23 protein-coding genes are annotated in these 23,371 nt (G+C 52.2%); 12 read left to right on the top strand and 11 right to left on the bottom strand.

Annotated features, from left to right (window positions below; genetic code table 11):
- Positions 1 to 13: 13 nt before the first annotated feature.
- A complete protein-coding gene (locus ACB496_RS00575) occupies positions 14 to 445 on the bottom strand; it encodes a rhodanese-like domain-containing protein (RefSeq protein ID WP_095280187.1) in 432 nt (143 codons plus the stop codon).
- Between the two features lie 248 nt (positions 446 to 693).
- On the opposite strand from ACB496_RS00575, the gene gpmM reads away from it, so the two are divergent.
- From gpmM to ACB496_RS00560, 3 genes are read left to right on the top strand one after another with little or no spacing between them, the layout of a single operon-like run.
- Positions 694 to 2,238, top strand: coding sequence for a 2,3-bisphosphoglycerate-independent phosphoglycerate mutase (gene gpmM / locus ACB496_RS00570; RefSeq protein WP_102105054.1), 1,545 nt, complete (start codon positions 694 to 696; stop codon positions 2,236 to 2,238).
- A 33-nt stretch (positions 2,239 to 2,271) separates the two neighbouring features.
- Positions 2,272 to 3,531 (top strand): murein hydrolase activator EnvC, encoded by a 1,260-nt coding sequence (gene envC / locus ACB496_RS00565; RefSeq protein ID WP_231275396.1) that lies wholly within the window; start codon positions 2,272 to 2,274, stop codon positions 3,529 to 3,531.
- Between the two features lie 3 nt (positions 3,532 to 3,534).
- Positions 3,535 to 4,476: a divergent polysaccharide deacetylase family protein gene (locus ACB496_RS00560; RefSeq protein ID WP_102105055.1), complete on the top strand. Its 942-nt coding sequence runs from the start codon at positions 3,535 to 3,537 to the stop codon at positions 4,474 to 4,476.
- Between the two features lie 28 nt (positions 4,477 to 4,504).
- Here ACB496_RS00560 and ACB496_RS00555 read toward each other — a convergent pair whose 3' ends face one another.
- The 6 genes from ACB496_RS00555 to kbl all read right to left on the bottom strand — a co-directional run bounded on the left by ACB496_RS00555 (position 4,505) and on the right by kbl (position 11,730).
- Positions 4,505 to 5,425 carry a capsular polysaccharide synthesis protein gene (locus ACB496_RS00555; protein ID WP_371973983.1) on the bottom strand — a complete coding sequence of 307 codons (921 nt, stop codon included), beginning with the start codon at positions 5,423 to 5,425 and terminating at the stop codon, positions 4,505 to 4,507.
- Between the two features lie 15 nt (positions 5,426 to 5,440).
- Positions 5,441 to 6,289, bottom strand: a complete 849-nt coding sequence (locus tag ACB496_RS00550; RefSeq protein ID WP_107702522.1) for a glycosyltransferase — start codon at positions 6,287 to 6,289, stop codon at positions 5,441 to 5,443.
- Between the two features lie 72 nt (positions 6,290 to 6,361).
- Positions 6,362 to 7,621, bottom strand: a complete 1,260-nt coding sequence (locus ACB496_RS00545) for an O-antigen ligase family protein (protein WP_107702523.1) — start codon at positions 7,619 to 7,621, stop codon at positions 6,362 to 6,364.
- Between the two features lie 68 nt (positions 7,622 to 7,689).
- Complete coding sequence (locus ACB496_RS00540) at positions 7,690 to 9,276, bottom strand: sulfatase-like hydrolase/transferase (RefSeq protein WP_371973981.1); 1,587 nt, start codon at positions 9,274 to 9,276, stop codon at positions 7,690 to 7,692.
- Between the two features lie 222 nt (positions 9,277 to 9,498).
- Positions 9,499 to 10,524 (bottom strand): L-threonine 3-dehydrogenase, encoded by a 1,026-nt coding sequence (gene tdh / locus ACB496_RS00535; RefSeq protein WP_100778184.1) that lies wholly within the window; start codon positions 10,522 to 10,524, stop codon positions 9,499 to 9,501.
- 9 nt (positions 10,525 to 10,533) lie between these two features.
- On the bottom strand, positions 10,534 to 11,730 hold the full coding sequence (gene kbl, locus ACB496_RS00530) for a glycine C-acetyltransferase (RefSeq protein WP_107702526.1): 1,197 nt from the start codon (positions 11,728 to 11,730) through the stop codon (positions 10,534 to 10,536).
- Positions 11,731 to 11,945: 215 nt separating this feature from the next.
- On the opposite strand from kbl, the gene rfaD reads away from it, so the two are divergent.
- The 5 genes from rfaD (at position 11,946) to ACB496_RS00505 (ending at position 17,232) form a co-directional block, all read left to right on the top strand.
- Positions 11,946 to 12,887, top strand: coding sequence for an ADP-glyceromanno-heptose 6-epimerase (gene rfaD / locus ACB496_RS00525; protein ID WP_371973978.1), 942 nt, complete (start codon positions 11,946 to 11,948; stop codon positions 12,885 to 12,887).
- 106 nt (positions 12,888 to 12,993) lie between these two features.
- Positions 12,994 to 14,040 carry an ADP-heptose--LPS heptosyltransferase RfaF gene (gene rfaF / locus ACB496_RS00520; RefSeq protein ID WP_107702527.1) on the top strand — a complete coding sequence of 349 codons (1,047 nt, stop codon included), beginning with the start codon at positions 12,994 to 12,996 and terminating at the stop codon, positions 14,038 to 14,040.
- A 3-nt stretch (positions 14,041 to 14,043) separates the two neighbouring features.
- On the top strand, positions 14,044 to 15,030 hold the full coding sequence (gene rfaC / locus ACB496_RS00515) for a lipopolysaccharide heptosyltransferase RfaC (protein ID WP_371973976.1): 987 nt from the start codon (positions 14,044 to 14,046) through the stop codon (positions 15,028 to 15,030).
- Positions 15,023 to 16,126 (top strand): putative lipopolysaccharide heptosyltransferase III, encoded by a 1,104-nt coding sequence (gene rfaQ, locus ACB496_RS00510; protein WP_100778189.1) that lies wholly within the window; start codon positions 15,023 to 15,025, stop codon positions 16,124 to 16,126. Before rfaC ends, rfaQ begins: the two co-directional genes overlap by 8 nt.
- Positions 16,123 to 17,232: a glycosyltransferase family 4 protein gene (locus ACB496_RS00505; RefSeq protein WP_371973974.1), complete on the top strand. Its 1,110-nt coding sequence runs from the start codon at positions 16,123 to 16,125 to the stop codon at positions 17,230 to 17,232. The genes rfaQ and ACB496_RS00505 overlap by 4 nt, the downstream gene beginning before the upstream one ends.
- On the opposite strand, the gene ACB496_RS00500 is transcribed toward ACB496_RS00505, so the two are convergent.
- Positions 17,214 to 18,314 carry a glycosyltransferase family 4 protein gene (locus tag ACB496_RS00500; RefSeq protein ID WP_371973972.1) on the bottom strand — a complete coding sequence of 367 codons (1,101 nt, stop codon included), beginning with the start codon at positions 18,312 to 18,314 and terminating at the stop codon, positions 17,214 to 17,216. The genes ACB496_RS00505 and ACB496_RS00500 overlap by 19 nt on opposite strands.
- Before the next feature lie 156 nt (positions 18,315 to 18,470).
- On the opposite strand from ACB496_RS00500, the gene ACB496_RS00495 reads away from it, so the two are divergent.
- The 4 genes from ACB496_RS00495 to coaD all read left to right on the top strand — a co-directional run bounded on the left by ACB496_RS00495 (position 18,471) and on the right by coaD (position 22,047).
- Positions 18,471 to 19,454: a glycosyltransferase gene (locus ACB496_RS00495; RefSeq protein WP_371973970.1), complete on the top strand. Its 984-nt coding sequence runs from the start codon at positions 18,471 to 18,473 to the stop codon at positions 19,452 to 19,454.
- Between the two features lie 65 nt (positions 19,455 to 19,519).
- Entirely contained in the window at positions 19,520 to 20,794 is a 1,275-nt protein-coding gene (waaA, locus tag ACB496_RS00490; RefSeq protein WP_100778195.1) for a lipid IV(A) 3-deoxy-D-manno-octulosonic acid transferase, read from the top strand.
- Positions 20,794 to 21,564, top strand: coding sequence for a glycosyltransferase family 2 protein (locus ACB496_RS00485; RefSeq protein WP_371973968.1), 771 nt, complete (start codon positions 20,794 to 20,796; stop codon positions 21,562 to 21,564). Before waaA ends, ACB496_RS00485 begins: the two co-directional genes overlap by 1 nt.
- 3 nt (positions 21,565 to 21,567) lie before the next feature.
- Complete coding sequence (gene coaD, locus ACB496_RS00480) at positions 21,568 to 22,047, top strand: pantetheine-phosphate adenylyltransferase (RefSeq protein WP_123429704.1); 480 nt, start codon at positions 21,568 to 21,570, stop codon at positions 22,045 to 22,047.
- A gap of 1 nt (position 22,048) precedes the next feature.
- Here coaD and mutM read toward each other — a convergent pair whose 3' ends face one another.
- The 3 genes from mutM to rpmB all read right to left on the bottom strand — a co-directional run bounded on the left by mutM (position 22,049) and on the right by rpmB (position 23,358).
- On the bottom strand, positions 22,049 to 22,858 hold the full coding sequence (mutM, locus tag ACB496_RS00475; RefSeq protein WP_371973965.1) for a bifunctional DNA-formamidopyrimidine glycosylase/DNA-(apurinic or apyrimidinic site) lyase: 810 nt from the start codon (positions 22,856 to 22,858) through the stop codon (positions 22,049 to 22,051).
- Positions 22,859 to 22,931: 73 nt separating this feature from the next.
- Positions 22,932 to 23,099, bottom strand: coding sequence for a 50S ribosomal protein L33 (rpmG, locus tag ACB496_RS00470; RefSeq protein ID WP_003024094.1), 168 nt, complete (start codon positions 23,097 to 23,099; stop codon positions 22,932 to 22,934).
- A 22-nt stretch (positions 23,100 to 23,121) separates the two neighbouring features.
- Positions 23,122 to 23,358 carry a 50S ribosomal protein L28 gene (rpmB, locus tag ACB496_RS00465; RefSeq protein ID WP_002436699.1) on the bottom strand — a complete coding sequence of 79 codons (237 nt, stop codon included), beginning with the start codon at positions 23,356 to 23,358 and terminating at the stop codon, positions 23,122 to 23,124.
- Positions 23,359 to 23,371 lie beyond the last annotated feature (13 nt).

Here is a 23,371-nt window from a genome sequence, read left to right as displayed (position 1 = left end):
CACGTCGTTCCTCTTATTTACCGCGAACTAAAGGCAGATTCTCACCGCTCCAGCCAGAGACGCCGTCTTTCAGTACGAAGACTTTATCGAAGCCAGCTTTGGTGAGTGCGCTCGCTGGGTCCTGAGCCTGCATGCCGGTACCGTCAACCACGATAATCGGTTTGTCTTTATGCTTTTCCAGTTCGCCAAGATTGTTGGCTTTGATTTCTGTTGGCAGCAGGTTAATAGACCCTGCAATGTGCCCTTTACGGAAATCATCACGCTGGCGCAGATCCACAACGACCGCGTCTTCTTTGTTGATGAGGCGCGTTGCTTCGCCACGGGTAATAACCTTAACTTTAGACGTAAGGCCTTTAAACGTGGTGAACAGCACAGCGGCCAGTAAACCAATCCACGCGATACTGAGTACTGGGTGGCGGCTAACAAATTGCATAATTTCTTGCATGGGGGGTAACAACTCCCGACGTAGTGATTAAAAAAACCAGGACAGGAGTATACCTGTGCGTTGTGGCAAATACAGCCAGCGAGAATAAGCTAATCCATTTTCTGCGGCATGCCACGAAAAAAAAGCGTCAAAATGAGCACACCCGCCGCCTGTCCCCTCCCTTTCTTTGATCTTCTGCGGCTATTTTATCGATTCAGCTGTAGTAAAATTACGCAAATTTTTTGTCTCTTGAGCATGAGGTTGTCGCAATGTCGGTTTCTAAAAAACCTATGGTACTGGTGATTCTGGATGGTTATGGCTATCGTGAGGACAGCCAGGATAACGCCATTTTCAACGCTAAAACCCCGGTCATGGATGCGCTGTGGGCAAAACGTCCGCATACCCTGATTGACGCTTCTGGCCTGGAAGTTGGCCTGCCAGACCGTCAGATGGGCAACTCCGAAGTGGGACACGTCAACCTGGGCGCCGGTCGTATCGTCTATCAGGACCTGACCCGCCTGGACGTTGAAATTAAAGAACGTACTTTCTTCACCAATCCGGTGTTGACCACCGCCGTTGATAAAGCCGTCAACGCGGGCAAAGCTGTCCACATCATGGGCCTGCTCTCTGCCGGTGGTGTTCACAGCCACGAAGATCACATCCTGGCGATGGTTGAGATGGCCGCCGAACGCGGCGCAGAAAAAATCTATCTGCACGCTTTCCTCGACGGCCGCGACACCCCACCGCGCAGCGCGAAATCCTCCCTGCAAACCTTTGAAGAGAAATTTGCTGAACTGGGCAAAGGCCGCGTGGCGTCTATCATTGGCCGCTACTTCGCCATGGACCGCGACAACCGCTGGGACCGCGTTGAGAAAGCCTACGATCTGATGACCCAGGCAGCAGGCGAATTCCAGTTTGATACCGCTGTTGCCGGTCTGGAAGCCGCTTACGCGCGCGATGAAAACGACGAATTCGTGAAAGCGACCGTGATCCGTGCTGAAGGACAGGCCGATGCCGCAATGGAAGACGGCGATGCGCTGATCTTCATGAACTTCCGCGCTGACCGTGCGCGCGAAATCACCCGCGCTTTCGTGAACGCGGATTTCGACGGTTTTGCCCGTAAAAAAGTCGTGAACCTCGACTTCATCATGCTGACCGAATACGCCGCAGACATTAAAGTCCCTTGCGCGTATCCACCGGCATCGCTGGCAAACACCTTCGGCGAGTGGATGGCGAAGAACGACAAAACGCAGCTACGTATTTCTGAAACCGAAAAATATGCGCACGTGACCTTCTTCTTCAACGGCGGTGTTGAAGAGCCGTTCAAAGGCGAAGACCGCATTCTGATCAACTCTCCGAAAGTGGCGACTTACGATCTGCAGCCAGAAATGAGCTCTGCTGAACTGACCGAGAAACTGGTTGCGGCAATCAAAAGCGGTAAATACGACACCATCATCTGTAACTACCCGAACGGCGATATGGTCGGGCATACGGGCGTGATGGAAGCCGCGGTGAAAGCGGTTGAAGCGCTGGACCACTGCGTTGACGAAGTGACCAAAGCGGTCGAATCCGTCGGTGGCCAACTGCTGATTACAGCTGACCACGGTAACGCAGAACAGATGCGCGATCCGTCTACCGGACAGGCGCACACAGCACACACCAACCTGCCTGTTCCGCTGATTTACGTGGGTGAGAAATCTCTGAAAGCAGTGGAAGGCGGCAAGCTTTCCGACATCGCGCCAACCATGTTGACGCTGATGGGTATGGAAATCCCGCAAGAGATGACTGGCAAGCCGCTGTTCATCGTGGAATAATCCCTCCCCATGAGGGGAAAGGCGATTTTTTCAATCACATGGGTCGTGAAGCCGTTACGGTTATCAGTCAGGCCTCTGCTTTACGCCAGCGCACTCAGCGCTGGCGTATTGCTGTGCGCCGCATCCGCCCACGCTGACGATCGCGATCAGCTCAAATCTATTCAGGCCGATATCGCCGCCAAAGAGCGCGCGGTACGCCAGCAGCAACAGCAACGCGCCTCACTGCTTGCACAGTTAAAGCAGCAGGAGGAAGCGATCTCTGCCGCCGCGCGCAAACTGCGCGAAACGCAGAACACCCTTTCCGTGCTGAACAAGCAAATCGATGAGATGAATGCGTCGATTGCCAAACTGGAACTCCAGCGAGCCACTCAGGAACGTAACCTTGCAGCACAGCTCGACGCTGCGTTTCGTCAGGGCGAGCACACCGGTATTCAGCTGATTCTCAGCGGGGAAGAGAGCCAGCGCGGGCAGCGCCTGCAGGCCTATTTCGGCTATCTGAACCAGGCACGCCAGGAGACCATCGCGCAGTTGAAACAGACGCGCGAAGAGGTCACCTCGCAGAAAGCCGAGCTGGAAGAGAAGCAAAGTCAGCAGCAGACCCTGCTTTACGATCAGCAGGCGCAGCAGGCGAAGCTGGAACAGGCGCGGAACGAACGTAAGAAAACCCTCTCCGGGCTGGAATCTTCCATTCAGGAAGGCCAGGCGCAGCTGGGTGAAATGCGCGCCAACGAATCAAAACTGCGCAACAGTATTGCTCGCGCAGAAGCCGCTGCCCGGGCACGCGCCGAGAAAGAGGCCCGCGAAGCGCAAGCCGTAAAAGACCGTCAACAGGAAGCCTCCCGCAAAGGCTCGACCTACAAGCCAACGGAAAGCGAGCGCTCGCTTATCTCACGTACCGGCGGACTAGGCGCCCCACGCGGACAAGCCTACTGGCCCGTGCGCGGCTCTATTTTGCATCGCTATGGCGAACAGCTGCAGGGTGAGCTACGTTGGAAGGGTATCGTGATTGGCGCGTCGGAAGGGAGCGAAGTCAAAGCGATCGCCGATGGCCGCGTGATCCTCGCCGACTGGCTGCAAGGCTATGGTCTGGTGGTGGTGGTTGAGCACGGGAAAGGCGACATGAGTCTTTACGGCTACAACCAAAGCGCGCTGGTCAGCGTCGGCACTCAGGTCCGTGCAGGACAACCCATCGCCCTTGTGGGCAGCAGTGGCGGTCAGGGCCGCCCGTCACTCTATTTCGAAATTCGTCGCCAGGGTCAGGCGGTCAATCCACAGCCGTGGTTGGGAAGATAAGTTTTGCTTCAATTTCGTCGTATTGTTCTCTCCGTCGTCAGTGCACTGGCGCTGGCTTCACCGGTTTACGCAGGCAAATTAGCCATCGTTATTGATGACTTTGGCTATCGTCCGCACAACGAGAATCAGGTGCTGGCGATGCCGTCGGCCATCTCCGTCGCCGTCTTACCGAATGCACCGCACGCGCGTGAAATGGCGACCAAAGCCCACAACAGCGGGCATGAAGTGCTCATCCACCTGCCGATGGCGCCGCTGAGCAAACAACCGCTGGAAAAAGACACCCTCCGTCCGGAGATGAGCAGCGACGAGATCGAGCGCATCATTCGCGACGCCTACGGCAAAGTGCCGTTTGCGGTCGGGCTGAATAACCACATGGGCAGCGCCATGACCTCGAGCCTGTTCGGGATGCAGAAAGTGATGCAGGCGCTGGAGCGCTACAACCTCTATTTTCTCGACAGTATGACCATCGGCAATAGCCAGTCTATGCGCGCCGCGCAGGGCACGGGCGTGAAAGTGATTAAGCGCAAAGTGTTCCTTGATGACACCCAGAACGAAGCCGATATTCGCTTCCAGTTTAATCGCGCCGTCCAGTTGGCTCGCCGCACGGGCTCCGCGATCGCCATTGGCCACCCGCACCCGTCCACGGTGCGTGTCTTGCAGCAAATGCTGCCGACGCTGCCATCAGACATCACGCTGGTCCGCCCTAGCAGTCTGCTGAACGAACCGCAGGTGGATACGTCACGGCCAGACACTTCCACGCCAGGCAGCAAGCCACGCACGGAGCCTAAAAATCCATTCCGTGGCGTACAGATTTGCAAACCGAAACAGCCGCCTGAGCCGGTCTATGCGACCCGATTCTTCACAGTTATTGGTGAGAGCATTAGCCAAAGCTCGCTGGTGACTTACTTCCAGCACCAGTGGCAGGGCTGGGGTAAGAAGGTGTAATTAGAAATCAGCCACCGTTGGTGGCTGATTAGTTTAATTTTAAAGAACCACTTAGGATCTTGCTATAGATTGTCGGCTGACCCTCATGCGATGCGATATATCTCTCTTTATGGGAGAGCTTATAAATCCCAATATGATCATTACTAAGTACTGTGATCGATGCAGAATCTGCTGAAAGATTCATATATTGTCGAAGCAGAAAGCGAGAATTTCCAGTCACAGGTTGTTCATCCATAACTCGTCGGAATTGTGGGAATCTTTCACGAGCATATAAGAAGCTATAATCTATCAAAAAATATTCGATCAAAGTATCATGATGCTGCCAGTAACGGTAAAGCACATCGCGAACAAATTTTATAATTTGATTAGATTTCTGAGAAGACAAAAAATAGGCGGTCCAGTAACCTTGACTTAATGTATCTTCATTGGCTTCAAAGCGAAGCGATGAGAAGGTATTTTCGTAAAACGACCCTGGGACAGGTTTAGTTATAAATACGGTGGCATCCATCCATATACCACCATATTGATACAGTAGGGAACAACGAACGATATCTGAATATTGAGCTTTACTAATAAGACCTCTCTCATATTTTTCCTTTATATAATCAGGTAAGGACAAATACAGAGGGATATTATCATCAGTTAAAATCACTACTTTTGCATCTGGTGAATGTAACTGCACTGATTCAATACATCTTTTCACCAGCTCAGGCGCATTATCTAAACCTTGAAACCAACAAATCCAAATGATCCGAGACTCGCTGGAACTGGACTGAGATTCAATATTTGTTTCAGGCTGTATGTTAAGATCATCAATGACTGTGAATATTTTATCTTTTTTCTTTTTTTCATAACGCGTCGCTATATCTTTGAAAAAGGAATAATTAGTCTTTTTATACCAGCGACGTGATTTTTTTATGATTTTATTCAATAAATTAATATTCATCATTTCACCGTTAACAAATTAAAAAATCTCTTTTAAAGTGCGACGCAATAACTTCATTCTTAATTTCATATCTTTCTTTTTTCCGCATAATAACTGATTCATTCTATTAGATTTAAAACCTCTAAACGACATTAACTGAAAAAGATTATTACTGCGCGTTTCTTCGGACATAAACTCACGATATTTGAAATACAGTTTGCGATATGCATTATATTTCTTTATCTGTGAAGTAATTCTGTCACTGCCATGTTCGGCATCAACCATAGCCGTGCTAAAATTATATTTAATGCCTGGACCATATTTTATAATAAGCTTAATCCAGACATCACGATCTTGCTGTTGCTTAATCTCAGGTGAAAAACCACCGACTCCAAGCAGTTTTTCTCTGGTTGTGAGAACTTGGTTACCAACAACGTTTTCACATAAAACATCCTGTAACGTAATGAGTCTTTTATGATTATTTTCAGGATAACGTCTATGTTTCTTGTCCAGCCGCGCTGGTGTATCCGTAACGAACGCATATTTTTCTTCGTAACGTGAGACCAGTTTTGATAAACGCTCAGGTAGAAAATAATCGTCATCATCCAATCCGGTCACAAATACTCCCTGCGAAAGCGAGTAACCTCGATTACGACTGAAGTTAGAACCGCTGTTTTTTTCGTTACGCTCGTAAATGAACCGAACGAAACGCGCTTCACATTCATTGCGTATCTTTTCAATGAGTTGCGTTGTTTTTTCATTCGAGCAATCATCAACTATCACTAACTCTATAGCAGAATAAGTCTGTGCGATAACTGAACGAATAGCACGCTCTAGTAAGTCTTCTCTGTTATAGGTAGTCACAATGACTGAAATCAGTTTATCCATAGCTTGCCCGTTTGTTCGGTAGTATTTCTCCACCGGAAAGAATACCGATTTCCCGGTGAAGAATCAAAATGATTACTTGATGACATCCCTGTGCTTATTTTGCTCAAGTAAAACGATGGACATAATGAGCGTTAGCATCCAGGCAACAGGAGTTGTTTTAGAGTAGAACATCACCCCACCAACGCCAAACATAATTAAAGAAACAAGAAAAGCAAAAAGAATAATACTGTTTACTTTTCGCAATGCATACCAGGCAAGAGAAATAATAAACAGAATATAGAGAATTAGACCTGTTGGTCCTTTGACGGAAAGTGTTTCAACAACTTCATTATGCAAATGACCGGCGATATGCGGTAAAACGCCTCGTAAACTGTTATCTTTCTCAACTTCAGCTAATATTTTTTTATTTCGCTCGTCTGTTGATTGCCACAAATAATTTCCTTTTGCCGCTATAAGTCCTGTCTCCCACATAGCAAAACGCGCACCCACTGAAGTAGCACTATTATTTTTGTCATATGCTACGATATCGCGGTTAAGATCGTTATATCTCTGGATAAGATTATCTTTCATCATAAAAGCACCTGCCAGCAATGTTATTATAAAAACCACTATCCCTTTCCATGGAATATGTTTTTCCTTATAACATTTAAAAACCAGCAAACCGAAAAATATTATCGGATAGGTTAGAATTGCAGCACGTGTTTCAGTTGCAATCAGCATCAAAAATGTAATGAAGAAATGCCCCAGAATTATGAGTTCTTTCCATTTACTAGAAGTATGCTGAATGACTAAAATTGTATAGAAAGAAATGAACGCAATCGTGTAAGCCGCCCCTGTCGCGTCAGCCCCTTGAGCCAGTGAAAATGTTACCCTTTTTGTTTCGAGATAGAGATGCTGATATCCACCGTAAACTATAATCATTAATTGAAGCGCTATAGCCAACACAATATGAATTTTATTATTGCCTAACTTAAGATGATTTTTGTTCACCAAAACAAAAATACTAAACGCCCCATACAAACATATTTTCCCGACCTCAAGATAGGCACGATACGAATTTATTGCAGAGCTATTATCTGTTTTATACATCCTAAACCAGATAAGGTCAGATACTCCAATAATAAAAAGTAAAAGGCATATCCAAAACACATCATTCTTTCTAAAATTCTTAAGATCAAGTATAAAAACTAGCAATGCAGTGACGCCTGCAACACTAAGTACTTTAACGGAAAAGTTTGGCGAGACAATCACACAGCCAAAAGCGATGGCACACAACCCAAACAATAGGTGCATCAAAGCTGACTGGATTTTTTCACATTTATAAGTGACCATTATCGTTCCATTTTTCAAAAAGATAGCAAGGTGAAAATCCCACTAATAATAAATCGGGCCCATCTACGTTAGCGGACATTTCGCCAGCCATAAGTCTTTCCCGTAGTATCCATGATGGACACGTCTTTTTCATAGCTGGATAACCATGACTCAACTGTTTTAATCGACTCGCCTTGTCGATGTATTCCCAGCCATAGTTCGGCAAGCGTATTTACATCGTCTGTAGACCACGTAGTATCATAAGTACCTATGATTTTATCCATTGCATCATCTGGATGGCTGTACCAGATGAACATCGGTACTTGCAAAGCATCTTTTGGCGGATTAACCCCACCATGGGAATAGACTACTGCTCGATTAACGTCGCGCACCAGGCCATGATCAGAAAAATACATGACCGAAGAACGCGTGTTTTCCAGAGAACGGAATATATTACCCATTAAAGTATCCGTATAACGCACGGAATTATCGTAGCAATCATCCGCAACACTACCACCGGATAACAGAGCCTTATTTTCGGGGAAGCGTCGACAGGCGGGTTCATGACTACCGTACAGATGCAGCACGATAACCTTCTTGCCCGGTTTTTTTAAGGCGTCATTGAGAAGTGGGAGCAATGCCTCATCATAGCCCTCGTCAACCCACTCCGACTTATGTGCATTCATGGCAATGCCGGTTATAACATTGTTATGCGCGCCACCTTTTCCCTGACGGCTAAACCAATACGTTTCGTATCCGGCTTTATTTGCGATATTTATAATATTATCACCGTACTTACGTGGGTCTCTGGCATTTACCGTATCCGCCGTTATAGCTAAAGGAACGGCCATGATAGTGACTGGCGCAGGGGAAACGGCGTTGTTGAAAAGTAGCAACTGTTTCTTTTGTTGCTGTTCTATGAGCTCAGGTGTTGTGTCTCTTTTATATCCATAAATGCTCATATTGGCCGTGCGTTCAGATTCACCAATAATTAGCACATAGTTATCAATACCAGTTTCAGATAAAGTCAGTTTATAATCAGGTATATTTGCACCAATATTAGCTACTACCGAAATATCATCTACGGCTTGCATAAACACTTTTGCGGTACTGACAGGAGTTGCTTGCACAAAACGTTGAGTCAGGCTTTCAACATTACTTTTCCTGATCTGATGCAAATAGGCTTGTGCGAAAAAAGCAAACAATGTGAGACAAAGGATGACAACAGGCCAGCGACGGAATTTCGATTTAATTGGATATTGGCCGGTATTAATTGTGTAAATAAATAATGCACTAAGCCCTACAAGAATAAGACAATCTCGCCAATAAAGCCCAAGCATTGAGCTTGCCTCTCCCGGTGTTGTATTTAACACACTCATGGCAAAGCCATAGCTAAATGCTGAATTGAAATTATTCCACGCATATAACTGGAGGCTGATATCTGCCGCAATGGGGATTAACAAAATGACTGCAAATACATTCCTGATTACTTTATTATTAATGCATTTTAACGTCAGCATAATTAATAAAAAAATTAACGTTCTGTTAATCACCGCATTATATTTTGCGGTCAAAATATTAACGCCTGCAACTATTAGCATAGAAATAATCAACAAGATATAACTTGTTAATTTTGAACAGGTTCCAACCGACTTCTGTGAAAACAAAATTGACATATTAACCTGATTCGAAGATCCCTAATCTTCATGACATTATCATTCAAATGATCTGCACACCGAAAATTTACTCCATGCAAAAACAGGAATAAGTTTCTGTATGTAACTGTGTCGAGAAGAGGGAATGAAGAAAAATTCGCCAAAAACTAACAAGTAAAAGCCACAAAGTCAAACCATCACAAATAGCAATGGCACCCATACTATCGGGTGCCATTGAGCCTGTTAATCCCAGCTCAGGATCACTTTCCCGGACTGGCCCGAGCGCATCGCGTCGAAGCCTTTCTGGAAATCATCGATGCCGAAATGGTGCGTAATGATTGGCGTCAGGTCCAGACCGGACTGGATCAGCGCGGCCATTTTGTACCAGGTTTCAAACATCTCACGGCCATAAATGCCTTTGATGAACAGACCTTTAAAGATGACTTTGTTCCAGTCGATAGACATATCTGACGGCGGAATACCCAGCATCGCGATACGGCCACCGTGGTTCATGGTATCGAGCATAGTGCGAAACGCAGGCGGTGCGCCGGACATCTCCAGCCCCACATCGAAGCCTTCGGTCATGCCAAGCTCTGCCATCACGTCGCTCAGGTTCTCTTTCGAGACATCCACTGCGCGAGTCACGCCCATTTTGCGCGCCAGAGACAGGCGGTATTCGTTCACATCGGTGATCACGACATTCCGCGCACCCACATGTTTCGCCACCGCTGCGGCCATAATGCCGATTGGGCCTGCGCCTGAGACCAGCACATCCTCGCCCACTAAATCAAACGACAGCGCTGTGTGAACCGCGTTGCCGAACGGGTCGAAGATCGAAGCCAGGTCGTCAGAGATGTTGTCCGGAATTTTGAAAGCATTAAACGCCGGGATCACCAGATATTCAGCGAAACAGCCCGGACGGTTAACGCCTACGCCCACGGTGTTACGACACAGATGGGTGCGTCCACCGCGACAGTTACGGCAGTGACCGCAGGTGATATGGCCTTCACCGGAGACGCGATCGCCGATTTTGAACCCCTTCACTTCCTGGCCGATACCCACTACTTCGCCGACGTATTCATGACCAACCACCATCGGAACCGGAATGGTTTTTTGCGACCACTGATCCCAGTTGTAGATGTGAACGTCGGTACCGCAAATGGCGGTTTTACGAATTTTGATCAGCAGATCGTTATGACCGACTTCCGGCTCCGGCACGTCGGTCATCCAAATCCCTTCTTCCGCTTTCAGTTTGGATAACGCTTTCATCACACGTCCTCAGGCAATCACGCCCAGTTGTTTGCCGATGCGGGTAAAGGCTGCTACCGCACGCTCGATTTGCTCAGGTGAGTGCGCCGCAGACATCTGGGTGCGGATACGCGCCTGACCTTTTGGCACCACCGGGAAGAAGAACCCAGTGACGTAAATCCCCTCTTTTTGCAGCTCGCGGGCAAAGTTTTGCGCCACAACCGCGTCGCCTAACATCACCGGGATAATCGCGTGGTCGGCACCTGCCAGCGTAAAGCCTGCAGCGGTCATTTTTTCGCGGAACAGACGCGCGTTAGACCACAGGCGATCGCGCAGCTCAGCGCCCGATTCCACCATCTCCAGCACTTTAATGGAGGCAGAGACAATCGCCGGTGCCAGAGAGTTAGAGAACAGATACGGACGGGAGCGCTGGCGCAACCATTCGACCACTTCCTTGCGCGCTGCGGTATAGCCGCCGGACGCGCCGCCGAGCGCTTTGCCCAGCGTACCGGTGATGATGTCCACGCGACCCATCACGTCACAATATTCGTGGGAACCGCGACCGTTTTCACCGACAAAACCGACCGCGTGAGAGTCATCGACCATCACCAGCGCATCGTATTTGTCTGCCAGGTCGCACACGCCTTTCAGGTTGGCAATCACGCCGTCCATGGAGAACACGCCGTCGGTGGCGATCAGCACGTGACGCGCACCGGCTTCACGCGCCTCTTTCAGACGCGCTTCCAGCTCCTGCATGTCGTTGTTGGCATAGCGGAAACGCTTCGCTTTACACAGACGCACGCCGTCGATAATCGAAGCATGGTTCAGGGCATCAGAGATAATCGCGTCTTCCGCACCCAGCAGGGTCTCAAACAGACCGCCGTTGGCGTCGAAGCAGGAAGAGTAGAGAATTGCATCTTCCATCCCGAGGAACGCCGCCAGCTTGCTCTCAAGCTGTTTGTGGCTGTCCTGCGTGCCACAGATAAAGCGCACGGAGGCCATACCAAAACCGTGGGTGTCCATGCCGTTTTTGGCAGCGGCAATCAGCTCAGGGTGATTCGCAAGACCTAAGTAGTTGTTCGCGCAAAAGTTGATCACCTTGCTGCCATCAGCGACGGTGATATCCGCCTGCTGCGCAGAAGTGATAATACGTTCTTCTTTGAACAACCCTTCCGCGCGAGCGGTCTCCAGGTCGTTGTTTAACTGTTTGTAAAAATCACCACGCATTGCAATTCTCCAGACTCGGCAAATTTCGGCACATATTACCCAAACCTATACGTCGATACGAGATGACGCATCATCAGTTATCGTTTTTGCAGCATAAATCACGTGTACCCCTGCTGCATATCGGTGAATGGCTGAAGGGGCGCCATACTAATGATATGATATGAATATTAGTGTTCGGGACTGGCCCCGAACTCCACACTACAAAGGTTACCGTTATGATCATCGTTACCGGCGGCGCGGGCTTTATTGGCAGCAATATTATCAAGGCCCTCAATGACAAAGGCATCACCGACATTCTGGTCGTGGACAACCTGAAAGACGGCACCAAGTTCGTGAACCTGGTCGATCTGAACATCGCCGACTACATGGATAAAGAAGATTTCCTGATCCAGATTATGGCAGGGGAAGAGTTCGGCGAGATCGAAGCCATCTTCCACGAAGGTGCCTGCTCTTCCACCACCGAGTGGGACGGCAAGTATATGATGGATAACAACTATCAGTACTCCAAAGAGGTTCTGCACTACTGCCTGGAGCGTGAAATTCCGTTCGTGTACGCCTCTTCTGCGGCGACCTACGGCGGCCGTACCTCCGACTTTATTGAATCACGCGAATACGAACAGCCGCTGAACGTATACGGCTACTCCAAATTCCTGTTCGACGAATACGTGCGTCAGGTTCTGCCGGAAGCCAACTCCCAGATCGTGGGCTTCCGCTATTTCAACGTCTACGGACCGCGTGAAGGCCATAAAGGCAGCATGGCGAGCGTGGCGTTCCACCTGAACACGCAACTGAACAACGGCGAAAGCCCGAAACTGTTCGAAGGCAGCGACGGCTTCAAACGCGATTTCGTCTATGTGGGCGACGTGGCGGCAGTCAATCTGTGGTTCTGGGAAAACGGTGTCTCCGGCATCTTCAACCTGGGTACCGGCCGGGCGGAATCCTTCCAGGCGGTAGCTGACGCGGCGCTGGCCTACCATAAAAAAGGCAGCCTCGAGTACATTCCGTTCCCGGAAAAACTGAAAGGCCGTTACCAGGCGTTCACTCAGGCCGATCTGACCAATCTGCGTGCTGCGGGCTACGATAAGCCGTTCAAGACCGTTGCCGAAGGCGTAACGGAATATATGGCCTGGTTAAACCGCGATTCACAAACACATTAAGCGGTAACAAGGCTGCATCTGAGTGCATCCCCAGGAACATAGGATAACTATGTGACTGAGGTGAATGAAAGCAGCCAACGCTGAGACCGTTTGAAGGATGAAGTGAATGAAAATACTGGTGATTGGCCCGTCATGGGTGGGCGACATGATGATGTCGCAAAGTCTCTATCGCACGCTCAAGGCGCGCTATCCCCAGGCGATAATCGACGTGATGGCACCCGCGTGGTGCCGTCCGTTATTGTCGCGGATGCCGGAAGTGAACGAAGCGATCCCCATGCCGCTCGGCCACGGGGCGCTGGAAATTGGCGAGCGTCGCAAGATCGGGCATAGCCTGCGCGAGAAACGCTACGACCGCGCGTTTGTTCTGCCGAACTCTTTCAAATCTGCCCTCGTGCCTTTCTTTGCGGGCGTCCCACACCGCACCGGCTGGCGCGGCGAGATGCGCTACGGTCTGCTCAACGATGCCCGTGTGCTGGATAAAGAGGCCTGGCCGTTAATGGTCGAGCGTTACGTGGCGCTGGCGTATGACAAAGGCGTAATGCGCACAGCGAAGGATCTGCCGCAGCCGCTCCTGTGGCCGCAGCTGCAGGTGCACGACGGCGAAAAATCGCAAACGTGTAATGCGTTTGACCTTTCGGCGGAACGCCCGATGATCGGCTTCTGCCCTGGCGCAGAATTCGGCCCGGCAAAGCGTTGGCCGCACTATCACTACGCTGAGCTGGCAAAACAGCTGATCGACGAAGGCTATCAGATCGTGCTGTTCGGTTCGGCGAAAGACCACGAAGCGGGCAACGAAATCCTCGCCACCCTGAGTAACGAACAACAGGCCTGGTGCCGCAATCTGGCAGGGGAAACTCAGCTGGAGCAGGCGGTTATCCTGTTGGCGGCCTGTAAAGCGGTCGTCACCAACGATTCGGGGCTGATGCACGTCGCCGCCGCGCTAAACCGCCCGCTGGTCGCGCTGTACGGCCCAAGCAGCCCGGATTTCACACCGCCTCTGTCCCATAAAGCGCGTGTGATTCGCCTGATCACCGGCTATCACAAGGTCCGCAAAGGCGATGCGGCAGAAGGCTATCACCAGAGTCTGATCGATATTACGCCCCAGCGTGTCCTCGATGAACTCAACGATCTGCTGTTGAACGATGAAGGATAACGAATGCGGGTCTTGATCGTGAAAACCTCTTCTATGGGCGATGTCCTGCACACGCTGCCGTCTCTGACGGACGCGATGCGCGCCATCCCTGGTATTCGTTTTGACTGGGTGGTGGAAGAGGGCTTCGCGCAAATCCCCACCTGGCACGAGGCGGTAGACCGCGTTATCCCGGTGGCGATTCGCCGCTGGCGTAAAGCCTGGTTCTCCGCACCGATTAAAGCTGAACGCAAAACCTTTCGCGAGGCGGTACAGGCTCAGCGCTACGATGCAATCATCGACGCCCAGGGCCTGGTTAAAAGCGCCGCACTGGTGACGCGCCTGGCGCATGGCATCAAACACGGTATGGACTGGCACAGCGCCCGCGAACCGCTGGCGAGCCTGTTCTACAACCGCCGCCACGCCATCGCTAAGCAGCAGCACGCCGTTGAGCGCACGCGAGAGCTGTTCGCTAAAAGCCTCGGCTACGCCAAGCCTGAAATCCAGGGCGATTACGCTATCTCGCAGCACTTCTTAACGGGATCGCCGCATGACGCTCAGCCCTACCTGATTTTCCTCCACGCCACAACGCGCGACGACAAGCACTGGCCAGAATCTCACTGGCGGGAACTGATCGGGCTGCTCGGCCACACAGGCTTGCGGATAAAACTCCCGTGGGGCGCGCCACACGAAGAGGCGCGGGCCAAACGGCTGGCGGAAGGGTTTGATTACGTCGAGGTTCTGCCACGCATGAAACTCGATGGCGTCGCACAACAGCTGGCGGGGGCGACCGCGGTGGTTTCCGTGGATACAGGGCTAAGTCACCTGACGGCGGCCCTCGATCGACCTAATATTACGCTTTACGGCCCAACCGATCCGGGCCTTATCGGCGGCTACGGAAAAAATCAAACTATCTGCCGCCCGGAACATTCATTGCAGCTGAGCGACCTCAGCGCCGCTGCGGTTTTTGCGCAATTAGAGCCTTTGCTGGCAGCAGAGAGAGCCTATGTCTGATTTTTTCTCAGCGGAGCGTCCGCCAAAACGCGTGCTGATCATTAAGCTGCGTCACCACGGTGACGTCCTGCTGACCTCACCGGTCTTTACCGTATTGAAAAAAAACTGGCCGGACGTGGAAGTCGATGCCCTAGTGTATGACGATACCCAGGCGATGCTCACCAGCCATCCGTACATCGACCAGGTGCATACCATTGGCCGCAACTGGCGCAAGCAGGGGTGGTTTGCCCAGCTCCGTCTGTACCGTGCGCTGCTCAAAACGCTGAAGGCGCGCCACTACGACGTGCTGATTAACCTCACCGAACACTGGCACGGCGCGCGTCTGGCGCGTCGTCTGAAACCGCGCGTCTCCGTGGGCTTTAAGCCGGAGAAACGCAGCGGGCTGGCGCGTCGTCGCTGGGTGAAATCCTTCACCACGCTGTATCCGGCGATTCAGGACAACAGCCGTCACATGGTGGAGGTGAACCTCGACGCCCTGCGTCGGATCGGGATTCACCCGCAAAACGATGACGATAAACATACGCTGTTTGTGCCAGGCGACGCGGCGGAAGCCTCAATCGCGGAAAAACTGGCCGGTTTTGGCCTTGCCAGCAAATCCTATATTCTGGTGCACCCGACCTCCCGCTGGATGTTCAAAGCCTGGGATATCAAAAAGCTGGCGGCCACCATCGACAACCTCGCCTCGCGCGGGCTGCCGATTATCCTCTCGGCTGCACCGTCGAAAGAGGAGTCGGCCTATATGGATGAGCTGCGGGCTGCGCTCAGACAACCGGTGTTTGATTTAAGCGGGCAGCTGAATCTGAAAGAGTTGGGCGCCTTGATGAAACACGCGCGGATCTACTTCGGCGTCGACTCAATGCCGATGCACCTCGCGAGCGCCGTCGGCACGCCAACCGTGGCAATTTTCGGCCCGACAGGGGCGATCAAATGGGCGCCGTGGGGCGTGAACTATCGCGTCATCACCGCCGGAATGACTTGCCAGCCGTGTGGCAAAGCAGGCTGTGGCGATGGCGGCGTGTCGGACTGTATTACGGCGATTACGCCTCAGCAGGTTCTGAGCGCCATCGATACGCTGCTGCTGGACTCTCCGGCATGAAACTGGCGATCGTCCGACAAACCTATAACCCCAACGGCGGCGCGGAGCGTTTTGTCTCCCGCGCGCTGAACGTACTGGCGCAGGATACAGCGCTGGATGTGACGCTGATTGCCCGCCAGTGGGAAGACGCTGCCGGCTGGAACACGCTGACGGTGAATCCGCCGTTTCGTAACCGTCTGACCCGCGAATCCGGCTTTGCTGACGCTGCCGCCGCGCAGTTTGCGAAGTTCGATATCGTGCAAAGCCATGAGCGCATTCCGGGCGCGACAATTTTCCGCGCGGGCGATGGTGTTCACGCCACCTGGCTTGAGCAATACAGTCGCATTTTGTCGCCGCTGGCGCGCTGGGCGCAGTCCCTGAGCCGCTATCATCGCTATATTTTGCAGGCAGAAACGCAGATGTTTACCCATCCGCAGCTGCACAAAGTAATTTGCAACTCGAAGATGGTGCGCGACGATATTGCCCGCCGCTTTGCGTTGCCGGACGATAAATTGACGGTGATTTATAACGGCGTCGATACCCAACATTTCTCGCCCGACGTGCGCGCGCTGTCCCAGCGTGATGCGTGGGGCATTCCACGTCATGCGCCGGTGCTGGCGTATGTCGGGTCCGGCTTCAGTCGCAAAGGGGTGGCTACTGCCCTGCGGGCCATTGCGCCGCATCCTGACATCTGGCTGGTGATCGCCGGACGCGATAAACATGCCCGTAAATTCGAAAAGCTGGCTCAGACCCTCGGTGTGGCATCCCGCGTACGTTTTCTGGGACCGGTGGCCGATGTTCGCCAGGTATACGGCACCGCCGATGCGCTGATCCTACCGACCCTTTACGATCCGTTCCCGAATGTCTGCGTCGAAGCGCTGGCCTGCGGTCTGCCGCTAATGACCAGCCACGGCTGCGGTGCGGCGGAGTGGATCGAAGAGGGGGTTAACGGCTGGGTACGTGATGCCCTCGACAGTAACGGCTATCAGCAGGTCGTCGGCGAATGGCTTAAAGGGCGAGAACTCGGGCGGGACTATTCAGCAGCGGCGCGCGCCACTGCTGAACCCTACACTCTTGAGAGAATGGCGAAAGAGCTACAGTCGCTCTATCACGATCTGCTGCGCTGAGCGGCATCAGAGAAAACCTTCTCCATCGCATCCAGCATGCATTCGCGCGTAAAATGGGCGCACAGGTAGTCATATCCCTGCTGCGCCAGCGTCTCGCGAAGATGCGCGTCGTTATACAGTTTCTCAATCGCCCCTTGCAGCGCAGACTCATCACGCTGAGCAATCAATAATCCCGTTTTGCCGTCGATCACCGCATCCGCTGTACCACCCGCATCGGTGGCTATGGTCGCGATACGTGAGGCCAGCGACTGCAATACCCCCTGCGGTACCCCTTCCATATCGTGCGATGGGCTAAGGGCAATATCAAATGCCGGGAACCAGCGCTCCGGGTCGCTGCGATGCCCGGCCATGAGCACGCGCTGCTGCAACCCCAACGCGGTGATTTCCTGCTCCAGCGTCGCCTTGTGTGGCCCCTCACCGACGATCGCCAGTTTAATACGCGGATTATCAATCTTCGCCAGAGCACGCAGCAACACGCTGTGGCCTTTGTTCGGGCGCAGATGCGAGACCACGCCGAGCCAGAAATCATCCTGCGTCAAACCGCAGTGCTCACGGGCCTGCTGTTTATCAGCAGGATGAAAACGCTGGGTATCTACCCCACTGGGCACCGAGGTGCTCTGTGCCATCGGCACACCAATATCAGCCACCTGATGGCGAAGCGCCTCGCCCGTGGTCACAATATGGGCGCAGGCTTTGCGAAACAGCCAGCGAGTCGTCCAGTTGTTACGTGGAACGCCCGATGCATGGCGAGTACGTACCAGCGGGACGGGATTCGAGAGAGTCAGGTTGGCGAGCGCCACCAGCCAGGTATCCGCAGAATTGTGACTATTGATGACATCTATAGATTTTCGGTTATCTTTTAACCAGCGGCGCAACAACTGCAGATTTTTGATATTTTTGCGCTTTAGCGGCATCGTCACTACCGTCAGCCCCGCTTCACGGGCCAGGGCGTGCAGCGGCGCCGTTTCCGGGCAGAGAATGGTCACCTGATGGCCGCGATGAATAAGCCCTAATGATTCGTTGATAATGCGCAGCGGCTGCCCGCCTTTGCCACCATCTGCTTCAGTGTGAACAATATGCATACATTTCCTGTTAAGAATCTCACCTGAATAACTCTAATTGATAGCCCGGGAGGATCTTTGTCCTGTAGGCATATGTTTTTAGTCTCTACCCGATATAATACAGCACGAATGGCTTCACCAACACAGGTGGCCTGCTTTGAGCCCATCGGAGACAGTATGTTCGACAAACCTTTATTGAGCCTTGTAGTCGCCGTTTATAATGGTGAAAAATTTCTGAGTACATTTTTCGACAGTATCAAAGCTCAAAAACTGGACAGTCTGGAACTCATCGTTGTGAATGATGGCTCTGGCGATAAATCGGCAGAGATACTTGCGCAATATAGCAGCGAATTTGACCGTTACCGGGTGATCGATCAGGCTAATCAGGGTGTATCGGCGGCCCGAAATACAGGACTTGCTGCCGCAACGGGTGAGTATATCGCGTTTCCAGATATTGACGATGTCATCTACCCTGGCATGTATTCGCGCCTCCTTGAGATGGCTACGCTTAACAACCTAGATGTTGCTACCTGCAATGGCACATATGTCTATGATGACGGCAGACCCAATAAAAAAATATTTCCGTCGGATAAACTTCAATCAACTGAGGTGCTGGACGGACCAACCTGGCTTCAACGCGCGCTCTCTTCGCGAAAATTTTTGCACGTTACATGGTTAAATATTTACCGCCATGAATTTATTAAAAAACAGGGTTTTACATTCGAACATGGCCTACGGCATCAAGATATTCCCTGGACTACCGAAGTGCTACTGACCGCGGAACGCGTTCAATATACGGACGAAGTATTTTACGATTACCTCATCCACTCAGCTTCCGTATCACATACACCGGGTACGGATGACACCCGGATACGTAACGCGCATCATTATATGAAAATTCTCGAAATGCTGGATGCGATCAACCAACGCTATCCAGAATTGGTGCGAAAAGTACCAGCCTGTCAGTGGCAAATCGCAAAAGAAGGGCTAGGTATTCTTCACGCCATTAATAACATTACGGATCTGACGAAAAAACGTGAAATTATCAGGGAGCTGTTTGATCGCGGAATTTGGTCACTGATCTGGAAAAACGCCCGTGGGCTGCGCCAGCGCTGGCGATTAGGCCGTCGATACTTCCGATTGAAAAGGTATCTGGCATAAGAGATAGCTTTACATGAACTAAATGCTTAGAATTTGCCCGCCGAAACTAAAAAACGGATAATCGCTTGGAATTGTTGTATACCGCCCTGCTTTACCTCATTCAGCCACTGGTGTGGCTGCGACTGCTGCTTCGTAGCCGTAAGGCGCCTGCGTATCGAAAACGCTGGGCTGAACGTTATGGCTATTGCCGCAATAAAGTCGCCCCGGACGGTATTTTACTGCACTCCGTATCCGTCGGTGAGACGCTGGCGGCAATCCCGCTGGTACGCGCTCTGCGCCACCGCTATCCGTCATTGCCTATCACCGTCACAACGATGACTCCGACCGGCTCCGAACGCGCCATGTCGGCCTTCGGCAAAGACGTGCATCACGTCTACCTGCCGTATGATTTACCCTGCGCCATGAACCGCTTCCTCAACACCGTGCGCCCAAAGCTGGTGATCGTGATGGAAACCGAACTGTGGCCAAATATGATTTCCGCCCTGCATGCCCGTAAAATTCCGCTGGTCGTGGCGAACGCCCGTCTGTCGGAGCGTTCGGCGAAAGGGTACGGAAAGCTGGGCAGCTTTATGCGCCGCCTGCTGTCAAAAATCACGCTGATCGCCGCGCAAAACGAAGAAGATGGCGCACGCTTTATCTCCCTTGGACTGAAGCGTAATCAGCTCGCCGTCACCGGTAGCCTGAAATTTGATATTTCCGTCACGCCGGAACTCGCCGCCCGCGCAGTCACGTTACGTCGCCAGTGGGCGCCGCGTCGTCAGGTGTGGATTGCCACCAGTACTCACGACGGCGAAGAAGAGATTATCCTGCAGGCCCATCGCCAGCTGCTGGCGAAATTCCCGGACCTCCTGTTGATACTGGTCCCTCGCCATCCGGAGCGCTTCAAAGATGCCCGTGAAATGGTGCAGAAAGCCGGATTTAGCTTCACCCTGCGCAGCAGCGGTGAGATCCCGTCTGGCAGCACTCAGGTGGTGATTGGCGATACGATGGGCGAACTGATGCTGCTGTACGGAATTGCCGATCTGGCCTTCGTCGGCGGAAGCCTGGTTGAGCGCGGCGGTCACAACCCGCTGGAACCGGCCGCACACGCGATTCCGGTGCTCATGGGTCCGCATATTTTTAACTTCAAAGATATCTGCGCTAAATTGCAGCAAGCCGACGGCTTAATTACCGTAACGGATGTGGATTCTGTCGTGAAAGAGGTTTCTACTCTGCTCACCGACGAAGATTACCGCCTGTGGTATGGCCGCCATGCCGTCGAAGTTCTGCATCAGAACCAGGGTGCCTTGACCCGTCTGCTGCAACTTCTGCAACCTTATCTGCCTCAGCGGAGCCACTAATGTCGACGCGTCTGTCGGTCGTAATGATCGCCAAAAACGCCGCTGACCTGCTTCCGGACTGCCTGGCGTCTGTCGCCTGGGCTGACGAGATTGTCCTCCTCGATTCAGGCAGCGAGGACAACACCACGGAAATCGCCCGCGCTGCGGGAGCGAAAGTCTTTGTCGATACGGACTGGCAGGGTTACGGCATTCAGCGCCAGCGCGCGCAATCTTTTGCCACCGGTGACTACGTGCTGATGATCGATACCGACGAGCGCGTCACACCGGAACTTCAGCAATCCCTATTGTCTGTTCTGGCTGCGCCCCAGCCTGGCGCCGTTTACAGTATCGCCCGCCAAAACTATTTCCTTGGTCGTTTCATGCGCCACAGCGGGTGGTATCCAGACCGCGTGATGCGCCTGTATGAGCGCGAGCGCTACCAGTACAACAGCAATCTGGTGCACGAGTCGCTGGAGTGCGCGAGCGCGAAGGTCATCCCGCTGGCAGGCGATTTACGCCATCTCACCTGCCGTGACTTTGCCAGCTTCCAGCGCAAACAGCTCAGCTACGCAACCGCATGGGCGCAGGAGCGTCATCAGCGCGGCAAGAAAGCCTCGATTGCCGGAATCTTCGCCCACACGCTGGGGGCGTTTCTCAAAACGCTGATACTGCGTGCAGGCGTGCTGGATGGTAAACAGGGCTGGCTACTGGCAGTGGTGAATGCACAGTATACTTTCAACAAATACACCGAGCTGTGGGCTTTAAACCGCGGCTACTCAGAGAAAGCGTGAGCCATGAGCACAAAAGCGATTTATCCGGGTACCTTCGATCCGATCACTAACGGTCATCTTGATATCATCACCCGCGCAGCGAGCATGTTCGATCGGGTGATTCTGGCCATTGCCGCCAGCCCAAGTAAAAAGCCGATGTTCGATCTGGATGAACGCGTCGCGCTGGCGACCGCTGCGATTGCGCATCTGCCAAATGTGGAAGTGGTGGGTTTTAGCGATCTGATGGCGAATTTCGCCCGCGCACAGCAGGCTACTATCCTGATTCGCGGGCTTCGCGCCGTGGCCGATTTTGAATATGAAATGCAGCTGGCGCACATGAACCGTCATCTGATGCCGGAACTTGAAAGCGTGTTCCTGATGCCGTCAAAAGAGTGGTCGTTTATCTCATCGTCTCTGGTAAAAGAGGTGGCGCGCCACGGGGGCGATGTGACGCACTTCCTGCCAGCGAACGTCCATCAGGCGTTGATGGATAAGCTCAAATAATTCACTTCTGGCACTGGCGGCAGTAAAACGTCGCCCGCTGCGCATGTTTCGACGCCACTATCGGCGTGCCACACACTCTGCACGGCTCCCCTTTTCGACCATACACCTGCAGCTCCTGCGCAAAATAGCCCGGTTTCCCGTCGCTTTGCAAGAAATCCTTCAGCGTGGTTCCTCCTTGCTCGATCGAGCGCAGCAGGACGGCTTTAATCACCTTCACCAGCAATGTGCACTCTTGATCGGAAAGCGAAGAGGCGAGCCGATCGGGGTGGATCCCGGCAGCAAACAGGGATTCACTGGCATAAATGTTACCGACACCCACCACCAGCTTGTTATCCATCAGCCAGGGTTTAATCGGGGTTTTCTTCTTCGCGCACTTCGCCTTCAGGTAGTCGGCGTTGAAATCCGAACTGAGTGGCTCAGGGCCAAGATGGGCCAGCACGTTGTGCCCTTCCAGCTCTTTGGTCCATAGCCATGCGCCAAAGCGGCGAGGATCGGTGTAACGCAACACTTTGCCGTTGCTCATCACCAGATCGACGTGGTCGTGTTTTTCGGCGGGTAACTCTTCAGTGAGAATTCGCAGGCTCCCGGACATCCCCAGGTGGATGATGATCCAGCCATCGGGTAATTCCAGCAGCAGATACTTGGCGCGACGCTGCACGCTGAGCACAGGCTTATCACTGAGAGCGTGGATCTCCTCGGAAACGGGCCAGCGCAGGCGGCCATTACGGACGACAGCGTGAAGAATGGTTGCACCCACCAGATGAGGCTCAATTCCACGGCGGCTGGTCTCTACCTCAGGTAATTCAGGCATGTTTCCTCCATTGAGATACACAGAATGCAAAAAACCCCGCGATTGCGGGGTTTTTCTTCAAAGAAAACTAAAATTATTTGATTTTAGCTTCTTTGTACAGCACGTGCTGACGGACAACTGGATCGAACTTTTTCAGTTCCAGTTTTTCCGGCTTAGTACGCTTGTTCTTCGTGGTGGTGTAGAAGTGACCTGTACCAGCAGAAGAAACCAGCTTGATTTTCTCACGAATACCTTTAGCCATGATTTATTTCCTCGTTAAGTACTTAGTACTTTTCGCCACGGGCACGCAGTTCGGACAGAACTGTATCGATGCCTTTCTTATCAATAACACGCATACCTTTAGCAGATACACGCAGGGTGACAAAACGCTTCTCGCTCTCAACCCAAAAACGGTGAGAGTGCAGGTTCGGCAGGAAACGGCGTTTAGTCGCGTTCAGTGCGTGGGAACGGTTGTTACCGGTCACCGGACGCTTGCCAGTAACTTGGCAGACTCGGGACATGTCTATTCTCCAA

The organism is Lelliottia nimipressuralis (assembly GCF_041464075.1).
GTDB lineage: Bacteria > Pseudomonadota > Gammaproteobacteria > Enterobacterales > Enterobacteriaceae > Enterobacter > Enterobacter nimipressuralis.
The sequence above is the reverse complement of the archived record's forward strand: the minus strand, read 5'-3'. Positions and strand labels throughout refer to the sequence as shown.